9 protein-coding genes and 1 pseudogene are annotated in these 13,468 nt (G+C 65.6%); 8 read left to right on the plus strand and 2 right to left on the minus strand.

Annotated elements, in window-relative coordinates:
* Positions 1 to 59: 59 nt before the first annotated feature.
* Entirely contained in the window at positions 60 to 458 is a 399-nt protein-coding gene (locus BLEFHOIH_RS04365; RefSeq protein ID WP_170936997.1) for a DoxX family protein, read from the minus strand.
* Between the two features lie 389 nt (positions 459 to 847).
* On the opposite strand from BLEFHOIH_RS04365, the gene lysA reads away from it, so the two are divergent.
* Both lysA and BLEFHOIH_RS04375 read left to right on the plus strand, forming a co-directional pair.
* On the plus strand, positions 848 to 2,122 hold the full coding sequence (gene lysA, locus BLEFHOIH_RS04370; protein ID WP_088343292.1) for a diaminopimelate decarboxylase: 1,275 nt from the start codon (positions 848 to 850) through the stop codon (positions 2,120 to 2,122).
* Between the two features lie 180 nt (positions 2,123 to 2,302).
* Entirely contained in the window at positions 2,303 to 4,951 is a 2,649-nt protein-coding gene (locus BLEFHOIH_RS04375; protein WP_170936998.1) for a TIGR02302 family protein, read from the plus strand.
* Positions 4,952 to 5,171: 220 nt separating this feature from the next.
* On the opposite strand, the gene BLEFHOIH_RS04380 is transcribed toward BLEFHOIH_RS04375, so the two are convergent.
* Complete coding sequence (locus tag BLEFHOIH_RS04380; RefSeq protein WP_088343294.1) at positions 5,172 to 6,356, minus strand: hypothetical protein; 1,185 nt, start codon at positions 6,354 to 6,356, stop codon at positions 5,172 to 5,174.
* Between the two features lie 242 nt (positions 6,357 to 6,598).
* Between BLEFHOIH_RS04380 and BLEFHOIH_RS04385 the strand changes: the two genes are divergently transcribed.
* The 6 genes and pseudogenes from BLEFHOIH_RS04385 to BLEFHOIH_RS04410 form a co-directional block, all read left to right on the plus strand.
* The gene (locus tag BLEFHOIH_RS04385; RefSeq protein WP_088343295.1) at positions 6,599 to 7,567 is read left to right on the plus strand and encodes a UbiA family prenyltransferase; all 969 of its coding nucleotides are present in this window, start codon (positions 6,599 to 6,601) and stop codon (positions 7,565 to 7,567) included.
* Positions 7,568 to 7,581: 14 nt separating this feature from the next.
* Positions 7,582 to 7,956: an EamA family transporter gene (locus tag BLEFHOIH_RS04390; protein ID WP_088343296.1), complete on the plus strand. Its 375-nt coding sequence runs from the start codon at positions 7,582 to 7,584 to the stop codon at positions 7,954 to 7,956.
* A gap of 252 nt (positions 7,957 to 8,208) precedes the next feature.
* The gene (locus BLEFHOIH_RS04395; RefSeq protein ID WP_125461574.1) at positions 8,209 to 9,321 is read left to right on the plus strand and encodes a hypothetical protein; all 1,113 of its coding nucleotides are present in this window, start codon (positions 8,209 to 8,211) and stop codon (positions 9,319 to 9,321) included.
* Between the two features lie 124 nt (positions 9,322 to 9,445).
* Entirely contained in the window at positions 9,446 to 10,663 is a 1,218-nt protein-coding gene (locus tag BLEFHOIH_RS04400; protein ID WP_088343298.1) for an aminotransferase class I/II-fold pyridoxal phosphate-dependent enzyme, read from the plus strand.
* Positions 10,664 to 10,666: 3 nt separating this feature from the next.
* A partial coding sequence (locus BLEFHOIH_RS04405; RefSeq protein ID WP_210191840.1) for a DNA translocase FtsK 4TM domain-containing protein occupies positions 10,667 to 11,578 on the plus strand: 912 nt, incomplete at its 3' end.
* A gap of 1 nt (position 11,579) precedes the next feature.
* Positions 11,580 to 13,419 (plus strand): annotated as a pseudogene (locus BLEFHOIH_RS04410) (DNA translocase FtsK); the annotation flags it as partial.
* Between the last annotated feature and the right edge of the window lie 49 nt (positions 13,420 to 13,468).

Here is a 13,468-nt window from a genome sequence, read left to right on the forward strand (position 1 = left end):
CGAAAAACGGAAAGCCGGGCGCGCCAAAGAAGCCGCCCGCACCGTGACCGAATCGTGATCTAGCCCCGCGCGCCGTCGACCGAGATGCGGCCGGGTCCGGCGGCGACCAGAACGAGAAAGCCGCCGATGATCGAAAGGTTCTTCAGGAAGTGGACGAATTGCGCCTGGTATTGCGCCGGGTCGACCGCCCAGAAATTATGGAACAGATAGGTCGCGGCGATGGTGAAGACGATCAGCGCCAGCGCGGCGAGGCGCGTTTGAAAGCCGAGCACGACGAGCAGACCGCCGCCCAATTCGACAGCGGCGGCGACGATCGCCAGCGGCATGGCGTAGGGCAGGCCCTTGGCGGCGAGAGTCCCGGCGACGCCCTCGATGCCGCCCAGAAACTTGCCGGCTCCGCTGACGACGAAGGCGGTTGCGAGCGCCCAGCGGCCGATCAACAATGCCAGATTGTTCATGATGTTCTCCCAATTACCCATATGGACGTTACTTAGCCCATTCGCGGGCCGCGAAAAAGCGCTGTTGCCTCCACAGGAGCACGATCGCGGGGGCGGAGGCTTGAAGCGGACCTCGGCCTAGCGCGGGATGAAATCGGTTCGACTCGCCAAGTCCTAAAACGAAATCCCTGCGAAGGCGGGAACCAGTACGCCGCAGCGCAAAAGGTCAGGCAGAAAGCCAATGTCGGCTTTGTGAATACTGGAATGCCCGCCTTCGCGGATTTCGGCTCGCGCGCGATGGGCGCACCCGCTCTCTCTCCGCAAGAGCCGGATCTTCAAACGCTGCTTGACCTTTCCCGCCGCACCCCGTTATCAGCAGCGATCTTTCTCCGTTCCCAGCGTGGCCGCAGATGCATCATTTCGCCTATCTCGACGGCGTGCTTCATGCCGAAAATGTCAGCCTGCCGGCCCTTGCCGAGGCGGTCGGCACGCCGTTCTATTGCTACTCGACCGCCACGCTCGAGCGTCATTACCGCGTCTTCTCCGACGCCTTCGCGGGCGATGACGCGCTCGTCTGCTACGCCATCAAATCCAACTCGAACCTGGCCGTGCTGCGCACGCTGGGCGCGCTCGGCGCCGGCATGGATGTGGTCTCCGAGGGCGAATTGCGGCGGGCGCGGGCCGCTGGCGTCCCGGCCGAGCGCATCGTCTTCTCCGGCGTCGGCAAGACGCGCGGCGAAATCAACTATGCGCTGGAAGAGGGCATTTTCGCCTTCAACGTCGAGTCCGAGGCCGAACTCGCCGCCATGTCCGAAGTCGCCGCCGCTCGCGGCGCGACGGCCCGCATTGCCTTCCGCGTCAATCCCGACGTCGATGCCAGGACGCATAGCAAAATCTCCACCGGCCGGGCCGGGGACAAGTTCGGCGTGCCCTGGCAGGATGCGCCGCGGCTATACGACGCAGCCCGTGCCATGCCCGGCATCGCGCCGCGCGGCGTGCATATGCATATCGGCAGCCAGATCACCGAGCTTGGCCCGCTGAAAAACGCCTTCGCCCTGATCGCGGAAATGGTCACGCGGCTGCGCGAGGCCGGCCACCAGATCGATTTCGTCAATGTCGGCGGCGGTCTTGGCGTGCCCTATCGCGACGACGCCCCGCCGCCGCCGCGCCCGGAGCTTTACGCCGCCATCGTGCATGAGACACTGGGCGGCCTGGGCTGCCGGCTGCTGTTCGAGCCGGGGCGGATGATCACGGCGAATGCGGGCATCCTGGTCACCCGCGCGATCTACGAAAAAGTCACCGGGGACAAGCGCTTCCTGATCGTCGACGCCGCCATGAACGACCTGATCCGGCCGACGCTCTACGATGCCTATCACGAAATCTGGCCCGTCACGGAGGCCAAGCCCGGCGCCCAGCGGCTTCCGGTCGATGTCGTCGGCCCGGTCTGCGAAAGCAGCGATTTCTTTGCCAAGGCCCGTCCGCTGCCGCCTGTCGCCGCCGGCGAACTGGTGGCCATCATGACGGCGGGCGCTTATGGAGCGGTGCAATCCTCGAGCTATAATACCCGTCCGCTGATCCCTGAAGTGATGGTCAACGGAGACCGCTGGGCGGTCGTGCGCGCACGCCCCAATTATGACGAGATGTTGAAAGCGGAATCGCTCGCCCCCTGGCAGGTAAAGGCTTAATTTACCCAATCGGTTCAGGGTTTTGCCGCGCCGCAAAAAACAAATTTTGCTGCGCGGCCGCAAGCTGTTGTCCCCTCATAAGTCTGTGTTATCCTAAGTTGCATGAAATGGAAGTCTGATCAGCCGGAAAGTGCAAGCGGCTCTTCCGAACGGAGCCTGTCGCAACAACTGGATCGCAAGGTGCGCCGGGCGCGCTTTGTCATTCTCCTCGACCGCCTATGGCCCGCCCTCTGGCTGCCCATCGCCGTTGTCGGTGTGTTCCTATTGCTGTCGCTGTTCGGCGTCTGGCAATATCTCAGCTTCGAGATCCATCGCGGCCTGCTCTGGGGCTTCGGCCTCGCGCTCGCGCTTTCGTTCATCCCGCTGATCCGTATCCGCTGGCCGGACCGGGCCGAAGGCTTGCGCCGGCTGGAAGCCGCCGCCGGTCTGCCGCACCGCCCCGCCACCTCCTATAGCGACACGCTCTCGGGCAACGCGCCCTCGCAGGCGACCAGCCGCATCTGGCTCGCCCATCGCGAGCGCATGACCAAGCTGTTCTCGCGGCTGAAATCGGGCTATCCGCATCCGCGCGTCGACCGCTGGGACCCTTTCGCCCTGCGCACGCTGCTGCTGCTGCTGCTCACGACGGGCTTCGTCGCCCATAGCGATGACGCGGGCGAGCGCATCAAGGCGGCGTTCAACCTGAAGCCGGCGGTGTTCGCCTCCTCGGCCCGTCTCGATGCCTGGATCACGCCGCCGGTCTATACCGGCGCACCGCCGGTGATGCTTGCCGACGGCTCGCGCCAGCGCGTCGCGGGCGAGGAGCCGCAAACCCATTTCACCGTTCCGACCAAGAGCGAGCTGACCGTCCGCGTCAATCACGCCAATGCGTCGGATTTCAAGCTGAGCATCGTGCCGCTGGCCAAGGCCGAGGCGCCGGCCGCGCCGGAAGATGCCAGCAAGCTGCTCGACGCCACCTTCGCCAAGGGGCGCGAGAACACCGCCGAATTCAAGGAATCGCTGACCGGCGCCTCGACGCTGGAGCTGCTCGAGGGCGGCTCGCCGGTTGCGCGCTGGACCGTCGACATCATCCCGGACAAGCCGCCGGTCATTCATCTGACCGAAGCGCCGAGCGAGGCGCAGCGCGGCTCGCTCAAGCTGAAATACGGTGTCGAGGACGATTACGGCGTGCTGTCGGCGCAGGCGGTGATCGACCGCGCGCCCGCCGCCGATCCCGAGGATGACGAGGAGCGCCCGGCCAATGTGAAGCGGCTCGGCGAGGCGCCGGTCATCCCGCTCACGCTGCCGCGCGCCAACACCAAGCAGGGCGAAGGCCAGACCTATCGCGACCTGACCTCGCATTATTGGGCCGGCCTTGCCGCGACCGTCACGCTGGAGGCCCGCGACCAGGCCGCCCAGGTCGGCCGCAGCGAACCGTTCGAGATGGTGCTGCCGCAGCGCAGCTTCCAGAAGCCGCTGGCCAAGGCCCTCATCGAGCAGCGCAAAAAGCTCGTCGATCGCCCCGACCAGAAAGCCCTGGTGGCGCGCGCGCTCGACACGCTGACCATTGCGCCGGAGATCTTCACCCCGGACATGCAGGTCTATCTCGGCATTCGCAGCGCCTTCTGGCGGCTGACGCATAATGATGACACCGCCTCGATGGAGCGCACGGCGGACCTGCTCTGGCAGATCGCCGTCAATATCGAGGATGGCGACCTGACCGACGCCGAGCGGCGTCTGCGCATGGCCCAGGACGATCTGATGCGGGCGCTGGAGAACGGCGCCTCGGATGAAGAGATCAAGCGGCTGATGGACGAGCTGCGCACCGCGCTCAACGATTTCCTGGAGAGCATGCGCCAGCAGCAGGCGCAGAATCCGGAGATGAACCAGAACAGCCAGCTCTCGCCGGACAAGGTCATCACGCCCAAGGATCTGGAGCGGATGCTCAAGCAGATCGAGGATCTGGCCAAGACCGGCTCGCGCGACGCGGCCCGCCAGATGCTCAGCGAATTGCGCGACATGCTGGAGAATGCCAAGCCCGGCAACCAGGCCAATAACGGCCAGGCCCAGGAAATGATGCAGATGCTGGACGGCCTCAGCGATCTCATCACCAAGCAGCAGCAATTGCTCGACGAGACTTTCCGCGCCCAGCAGCAGGCCGAGGACGGCGCCGGCGAGGAAGGCGAGGACGGTCAGCCGCAGGGTCAGCAGGGGCCGCAGGGCCAGCAGGGGCAGGGCCAGCAGGGCGGCCGTCAGGGCCAGCGCGGCCAGAAGGGTCAGCGGGGCCAGGGCCAGCAGGGGCAAGGACAGCAGCAAGGCAAAGGCCAGCAGGGCCAGGGTCAGCAAGGCGACGGCCAGCAGGAGGGCGGCAATCCCTTCCCCGGCCTCGGCCAGAAGCAGGGCGGCCTGCAGGATCAGCTCAAGGAGCTGATGGACAAGCTGAAGGGTTTTGGCGCCAAGCCGCCGGAGCAGTTCGACGGCGCCGGCCAGGCCATGGGCAAGGCGGGCGAAGCGCTCGGCCAGGAAAATGCCGGCCGCGCCACCGAACAGCAGACCTTGGCGCTCGACAAGATGCGCCAGGGCGCCAAGTCGCTCGCCGAGCAGATGATGGGCGGCATGGGCCAGCCCGGCAATCGCGGCCGCGCCAATGCCGGCGGCGGCGACCGCGACCCGCTCGGCCGTCCACTGCCGACGCAAGGGCTTGACGACGGCGACAGCGTCAAGGTGCCGGAGGAGTCCGATTTGCAGCGTGCGCGCGAGATTTTGGAAGAGCTCCGCCGCCGCCTCGGCGAACGCGCCCGCCCGCCGGGCGAGCTGGACTATATCGAGCGCCTGATCGAGCGGTTCTAGACGGGCGACGCCCGCCTAGCGGGCGCGCTCGCTGCCAAAGCAGTCTCGTAAAGTTGGAAAGACCCCGTTTTTGTCATCCCCGCGAAAGCGGGGATCCAGTAAAGGGCAACTTTCCGTTCGGCAGTGGCTCAATCGCGCCCGCTGCGGCGTCCTGCATCCCCCTTCGCGGGGATTGCGAGAGCTGGGTCCGCAGGATCTCATCAGCCTCTAGGGCGCGGCTCTAATTCGGCAGCAATTCCTGCTTTTCCTTCTCGAGCTGCGCGTTGACCGGCGCGGGCTCGACCGCCTTCAGCGCCTGCGCCAGCACCGACGCCGCGTGTTCATTGCCCTTCGACGACATGTGGCCGAATTCGCCATTCTCGTATTGCGTGTAATATTCCGCGACCAGATCGGGCGTGCCATGCGTCAAGGCCTTGAGCGGCGCGAACTGGTCGACCACCTGGATGCCGGCCTTCTGGGCGCATTCGGTGACGATTTTCATGTCGGGCACGATGCCCGGCTCCTCCAGCACGATCTCGCCGCCATATTGCAGGAACAGCAGCATCCGGACGCCCTTCTCCTGCGTCTTCTGCTTCAGCCGGCCGAGCAGCAAGCAGGTGATGTCGATCGGCTGGTTTTCGACCTCGTGATAGACCGAGGCCTCGCTCGGATACCAGAAATCCGGCGTCAGCCGCGAAAACACGTAATTGCCGAGCGCGGAGTGACCGAGCACGTCCCGCAAGGCCGAGCCGAGCACGCTTTCCTTGTCCATCGGATCGATGGGACCGGGCGGATGATAGACCAGCCCGCCATCCTCGATGGTGAAATAGGGCTTGGGCGCACCCGATTCCGAGAGCGCCGAGCGGTAGATGTCCACCTCGGTGAAGCCCACGATCAGCGTTTTCGGTTCGACGACCGGCAGCAATTGCTCGGCGCGCAGGATGATCTGGTCGGTGGCGTAGCCCGCGACCGCGCCGTTCACGACCGGCGTGCCCAGCGTCTTTTCCAGATGCGCCGGCCAGGTTTCTGAATCGGTAACCTGGTCAAAACCTTCGGTAAAGCTGTCGCCGACCGCCAGAATGCCGCCGGTCCGCAGCTCGGTCTCATCGAAATTGCGCCGGGCGCCGTAGCGGGAGGTGGTGGTGAAGCCGTTGCCGCGATAATTGTCCTTCAGCGTCCAGCCGAGCAGCGGGTCGGGAATGGCGCGGTCGCCGATGCGGCTGAAGCGGAAATTATCCGCGCGCCAGTCGGTCGGATCGAACAGGGCGATGCCGGTCGCGACCCGGTAGCCGGCCTCGGCGATGAGCAGCGACACCAAGATCGAGGCAAAGATAATCAGCCCGTTGGCGGCGAGCGATGCGATCGATTGGCGGGGCGCCGGATCGGTGTCGGACCGGGCTGGGCGCTCGGAATTGTCGAGGGTCATGATCGTTCGGTCTGTTGGCAACACGGGTGCAAAGAGCAAAACGGGCCGCGCGCCCGCCCGGCGCACGACCCATCGCGGATTATCGAAACCACTTGGTGAACGTTCATTGAACAAGCAAGTGGCAGCAGCATGGCTAAGCCTGTCGCCGCTCGCGACTTTCATCCCGTTGGCTTCGACCGCCGAAGCTGCTAAAGCCGTTAGGCCCCGGCCACCTCCGGCCGGGCGGGGGAGATGGCGTCGCGATGAAACTTGCGCCTCGTGCGGACGTCCAAGACGATCCAGTGGGTATACGGAGTTCGAGTTTGGCAGCGGAACGAGCGCCGGTGGGCGGTTTCATTCGGACCATGCGCCCGCATCATTGGGCGAAGAATCTCCTGGTCTTCGTGCCGCTGTTGACGGCGCATGAATATGAAAACCTGACACTGGTCTTGCAGGCCTGCGTCGCCTTTGCCTGTTTCAGCCTGTGCGCCTCGGGCGGCTATTTCCTCAACGACCTGAAGGACCTCGAAGCCGACCGCCAGCACGACACCAAGCGCAACCGCCCGCTCGCATCCGGCGCGCTGGCGCCCTCGCTCGGCGTCGTCGGCGCCATCGGACTGCCGCTCGCCGCTCTGGCGCTGGCCTGGTTCTACCTGCCGCGCCCCTTCCTCATCGTGCTGGCCTCCTACTTCGTTCTCAACTTGTCCTATTCCTTCGCCCTGAAGCGCATCTTCACCGCGGACGTGCTGGCGCTGTCGGTGCTCTACATGCTGCGCGTGCTCGGCGGAGCGGTCGCCATCGGAGTGGATCTGTCCTCCTGGCTGCTGGCCTTCTGCATCTTCCTGTTCATCAGCCTCGCCTATCTCAAGCGCTATATCGAGCTGCGCAAGACCGACAATGGCAGCGACAAGGTGCGCGGGCGCGGCTATGTCGGCGTCGACACGGATTCGATGTTCATCCTTGGCGTCGCCAATGCCACCGCCTCGGTGGTGGTGCTGGCGCTGTTCATCAACAGCCCGGAAGTCGAGCTGGAATATTCCAGCCGCGACGTGCTGTGGGGGCTTTGCCTGGTGATGATTTTCTGGACCAACCGCGTCTGGATCGCGGCGCGGCGCGGCGATGTGCTCGAGGACCCGGTCGAATATGCCCTGCGCGACCGGGCCAGCCAGATTGCCGGCCTCATTTGCGTCGTGCTGGTGCTGGTTGCCCGCTATTTCGTCCTGCCGCTCTGAACGGAACCCCCACGATGTCCCCGACCTTACTGGCGCTGATCCTGGCCACCGTCACCGCCTCGGCCTGCGCCCAGCTCGCCTTGAAACTGGGCATGTCGAGCCCCGGCGTGAAGGCGGCGATGCAGGAGGGCGGCGCGGCCGCGATGCTGCTGGCGGTCGCCGGCTCGCCGCTGGTCTGGATCGGGCTGATGATCTACGGCCTCAGCGTGGTGGTCTGGCTGTGGGTGCTGTCCAAGGTCGACCTGTCACTGGCTTACCCGTTCGTCGGCGTGAGTTTCATCATGGTGATGCTGTTCGGCGTGTTCCTGCTGAACGAACAGGTGACGCCGCTGCGCTTGGTCGGCACGGTGCTGATTGCGGTCGGCTGCGTGCTGGTGGCGCGGTCCTGACCGGCCGGCGCGCTCGCCGCCAGTGACAGCGCGCTTCCGAGCCTGCGGATTACATCCGTAAGCCGAATAAATCCTTTTCCCTTAATGTTTTGCGGGCGTCTCGACTTGGCCCGTTTATTGGGGTTTCTCCCTAGGTAGGCCCCGCGCTGGAAATGGCGCGGCCTTGAATTAGACACGGGGCTATGGGGGCATGGGGAGAGGGGAAAACTGCATGGCAGGTCGGCCTATGTGTTTTGCGTGCGAGGCCGCACAATGATCGAAACTCTCACAGGCATCCGCTTCCCGGCATCGGGTGAGTTTCGGCGGGATTTCATCGTTCCCGAGGCGGGGCGCTGCCCCGACGCGTTGGATCAATACGACTTCCACACGCTCGCCTACGATGCGTTCTATTTGCCCCGCAAACGGGCGATCTGCCTGATTTGCCCGAAGCTGATGAATTTCGAGCAGCTCGTCCGGCAAGGGAAATTCACCTCGGGCGGCGATGCGCTGACCGTCACCTCGATCTGGCAATATAAGCGGTTCGCCGAAGTTTGGCTGAAATGCCGTGAGCGACCGAACCATCTGCGTTTCCAATATGGCGGCTTCGACATTCGGATTCTCGTCTCCGAGCAGCAGACGGAGCGGTTTCGCGGCCTGAATTGCGCGGTGCTGAAATCGAAGGACAATGACCTGCATTGGGTGCGCGATTGGGCGGATTATCACGTCCGGGTGCATGGCCTGCAGGGCGTCGTCTTCTTCGACAACGGGTCGAGCCGCTACGAGCCGGCCGAGATCGATGAAACGCTGCGGGCGGTTCCCGGCATGGAGCGCGTGCAGGTGGTCTCCGCGCCGTTCAGCTTCGGATGCAAGGCCTATAGCGACACCATGTTCCTGCAGGTGGGGATCCTCAACATCGCCAGGCGGAAATATCTGTCCCAGGCCGCCGGCGTGCTGTGCACGGACTTGGACGAGCTAATCAAGCCGATCCCGCAGGCGACGATATTTTCGGCCACGCGGCGGTCGCCCTTGGGCTATCTGCTGTTCCGGGGGCGCTGGCGCGACCTCGATCCCGGCCATGCGGGCGACGAAGTGCGCCATTCCTGCCATGTCTATCGGAGCGAGGATGATGCCTGCCGGCAGACGAAATATTGCATCGATCCGCGCGGCCTGTTCCGGACCAGCCACTGGGACGTGCATGGCGCCGTGCGAGGCTTTCTCAAGAATTTCATGACCACGGACAAGATCGAATATTGGCATTGCCGCCAGTTGACGACGAATTGGAAATCCAAGCGCGGCCCCTGCGGGAGCGAACGCCTCGATTTCGACTGGGAAGCGGCGGGGGTTTTCAGCGCCTATTTCGCCCGGCAAGCCGCCATTGCCGTCTGATGTCGCACGCCCCCGCCGCCGGCGCATTCCGGCGGCGGGGTTGCCGTCTCCGCCGTGGCTGGACGCCACCATGTCCGCCCGTTAGTCTCGCGCGCCTGCAATCCCCTGCCGCGAGAGTAAGCCCATGCCCCACCACTCCGCCAACCCCCTCGGCGAACTCAGCCGCCTGATCCAATCGCCCTTCGCCCGTCTGCGCACGGCGCTCGACGGCATCGAGCCCGGCCTGCCGCCCGTCGACATGACCATCGGCGAGCCGCGGCATGCGATGCCCGGTTTCCTGGCCGAGGCGCTGCAAGCCGGTTTCGCCGGTTACGCCAAATACCCGCCGATCCAGGGCACGCCGGAACTGGTCGGCGCCATCGGGGCATGGCTGCAGCGGCGCTATCCGGCCCTGCAGGGCGCGATCGATCCGGCCCGCCACATCCTGCCGCTCAGCGGATCGCGCGAAGGGCTGTTCACCGCGATCTTTCCGGCCATCGCCCGCCGCGCAAGCGTCGCTCGGCCCGCCGTGCTGATGCCGAACCCCTTCTACCAGGCCTATCTGGCGGCAGCGGTCGCCGCAGGAGCGGAGCCCGTCTTTCTCGCCGCCGAGCAATCAACCGGCTTCCTGCCCGACCTCGACGCCATCCCCGCCGATACGCTGGCGCGCACCGTCGCCTTCTACCTCGCTTCGCCCGCCAACCCGCAAGGCTCCGTGGCCAGCCCGGCCTATCTCGCCAAAGCCATCGGCCTTGCCCGGGAGTACGATTTCCTGCTCTTCCTCGATGAGTGCTATTCCGAGGTCTACACCGCCCTCCCCCCGACCGGCGGCCTGGAAACCGCGCACCGGCTGGGTGCCGGCGATTTCGCCAATGTGCTCACATTCAATTCGCTTTCGAAGCGCTCGAACGTGCCCGGCCTTCGGTCCGGCTTCATTGCCGGCGACGAAAATTTCCTGGCCGCTTTTGCCAAATTCCGCAATGTCGCCGCGCCGCAACTGGCCCTGCCCGTCCAGCACGCCTCGGCGGTGCTGTGGGGCGAGGAGAGCCATGTCGAGGCCAGCCGCGCCATCTATGTCGAGAAATTCGCTCTCGCCCGCGCCATGCTCGGCGGCGCGCTGGATTTCGCCGACCCCGCCGGATCCTTCTTTTTATGGCCCAAAATGGATCATTTCGGCGGTGGCGAAGCGGCGGCGAAAACCTTTTGGAAAGAATGCGGTGTCAAACTCTTACCAGGGGCCTACCTCGCGCAGACGGATTCGGCCGGTCACAACCCGGGCGCGGACTATGTCCGCATTGCCCTCGTCGATGATCTGGCGCTTACGCGGGAGGCTTTTGCGCGTCTGACCCGTTACCTGAGTTGATCTATGTCCCACTACCGCATCAGCGACTCCGGCCGCATCCTTCCAGGCGAGGTGGAGAATGAAATCCACCGCCTGCCGATGCGGATGGTGGGCGGTGCGCTGATTGCGATGGCGGTCATCGGCTGGATCAGCCTGCTGACCTGGTCGATTTCCGATCCCAGCCTGAACCGGGCGACGGGCGGCACGCCGAACAACCTGCTCGGCTCGACCGGCGCCTCGCTCGCCGACACGCTGTTCCAGATGCTCGGGCTCGGCGCGATCACGCTGTTCCTGCCGCCCGCCGCCTGGGGCCTCGCCCTGATGAGCGGCGAGCGAGTCACCAACCCGCGCCACCGGCTCGCCATGTGGACGCTGTCGCTGATCTTCATCGCCAGCACGCTGAGCATGCTGCCGCAGCCGAGCGGCTGGCTGCTGACGCATGGGCTCGGCGGCGTCATCGGCGATTTCGGCCGCTCCTTCTTCCTGAATGTCGGCGGCTTTCTCAATCATCAGGCCGCCGGCGCGGTCGGCGGCACCGTGGCGGGTGTCCTGGGCATCATCACGCTGCTGCGCGCCGCCGGCATGGGCAATCAGGATCTTGGCATGCTCTGGCAGTCGCGCGGACAGAGGCGGGGGCAGCGCCGTGGCAGTCTGCTGAAAGCGGCATTGGCCCTGGCCTTCGCGGGCCTGCGTGCTTTGGCCAGGGGCTTCAGGGCTTTGCTGGAACGCGCCTCGATTTCGAAGCGGCCGGGCGGAAAAGTCTATTGGCAGCCCGAAGACCCCAACCGCTTCGCCCCCTCGCGCGCCGTGGACGGCTCCTTCAATCCGCGCTTCGGCGGCTATGGCCACGAGGAGGAGGCGCTGGACTTCCCGCATCCGCGCGGCCGCTTCGAAATCGAGGCGCGTTCCAGCAAAGCCCTGAAGCCCCTGGCCAAANAATAGGGCTGCGGCGGCAGGCGCCGCCGCCGCCCGTGCCGCCGCAGCCCTATTGGGACACGCCGCAATATGCGCAGGAGCACCAGCAGCACGCGGTGCAGCACGGCCCCTCCGCCAATGACGATTATGACGACGGTCTCGACGAGGCTTATTACGAAGAGGACGAGGCCGCTTACATCGAGCCGCCGCAGCCCGCCGCGCCGGCTCCGAAACTCGCCCTTGCGCCCGCGGTCTATCGCGGCCCGGCGCCTGCCGCGCAGCGCGGCAGGCCGATGCCGCCCCGCGCCGGTAATGGCGCCGCCCGCCACGCCCTCGCGCAGGTAGAAGAAGCGGCGGAGTTCGAGCTGCCGCCGCTGAAACTGCTCAGCCCCCCGCCGCCGCGCCATAACGACCCCGAGCTTTCCGACGCCGCCCTCGGCCGCCGCGCCGAGATGCTACAGGGCGTGCTCGAGGATTTCCGCATCAAGGGCCAGATCACCGGCGTGCATCCAGGCCCGGTCATCACGCTCTATGAGTTCGAGCCCGCGCGCGGCACCAAATCCTCGCGCGTCATCGGCCTCGCCGACGACATCGCCCGCTCGATGAGCGCGGTCTCGGCCCGCGTCGCCGTCATCCCCGGCCGCGACGCCATCGGCATCGAGCTGCCGAACAACAACCGCGAAGTCGTCTACCTGCGCGAGCTGCTCGAATCCAAGGAATTTACCGCCGGCAAGGGCCGTCTGTCGCTGGCGCTCGGCAAAACCATCGGCGGCGATCCCGTCATCGTCGATCTGGCGCGGATGCCGCATCTGCTGATCGCGGGCACCACCGGCTCGGGCAAGTCCGTAGCCATCAACACCATGATCCTGTCGCTGCTCTACCGGCTGCCGCCGGAGGAATGCCGCTTCATCATGATCGACCCGAAGATGCTGGAGCTCTCCGTCTATGACGGCATCCCGCATCTGCTCACGCCCGTCGTCACCGACCCGCAGCAGGCGATCAAGGCGCTGAAATGGACCGTCGGCGAGATGAACGCGCGCTATGAGCGCATGTGCAAGGTCGGCGTCCGCAACATCCTCGGCTTCAATCAGAAGGTCGCCCGTTCCAGGCGCACCGGCGAGCCGCTCGCCCGCACCGTGCAGACCGGCTTCGACGAGGAGACCGGCACGCCGATCTATGAGCGCGAGGACATCGATCCCAGCCCGATGCCCTATATCGTCGTCGTCATCGACGAAATGGCCGACCTGATGATGGTCGCCGGCAAGGACATCGAGCACGCCGTGCAGCGCCTGTCGCAGATGGCGCGCGCCGCAGGCATCCACCTCATCATGGCGACCCAGCGTCCCAGCGTCGACGTCATCACCGGCACCATCAAGGCGAATTTCCCCAGCCGCATCAGCTTCCAGGTGACGTCGAAAATCGACAGCCGCACCATTCTGGGCGAGATGGGCGCCGAGCAGCTCCTGGGCGCGGGCGACATGCTGACCATGGCGGCGGGCGGCCGGATCATGCGCGCGCATGGGCCGTTCGTCTCCGACGACGAGGTCGAGAGCGTCGTCAACGTGCTGCGCGTGCAGGGCGAGCCCGACTATCTCGACGGGCTGCTGGACGATGAATTCGCCCGTGACGAGGACGGGCGCGGCGATATGCCCGGCAAGGGCTCGAGCGGCGACAATGTCTACGATCAGGCCATCGAAGTGGTGCTGCGCGACCGGCGCGCGACCACCAGCTATTTGCAGCGCCGCCTCGGCATCGGCTATAACCGGGCGGCCTCGCTGATCGAGCGCATGGAGGCCGATGGCATCATCAGCCCGCCGAATCGCACCGGAAAACGCGAAGTCATGGGCGGCGAAGCCGGTTAGCGTAAAAGGCGCCGCCACAATTGCACCGTGTAATTGTGGCAAAGCTCAT

This window comes from Rhodomicrobium sp. R_RK_3 (assembly GCF_002198715.1).
GTDB lineage: Bacteria > Pseudomonadota > Alphaproteobacteria > Rhizobiales > Rhodomicrobiaceae > R-RK-3.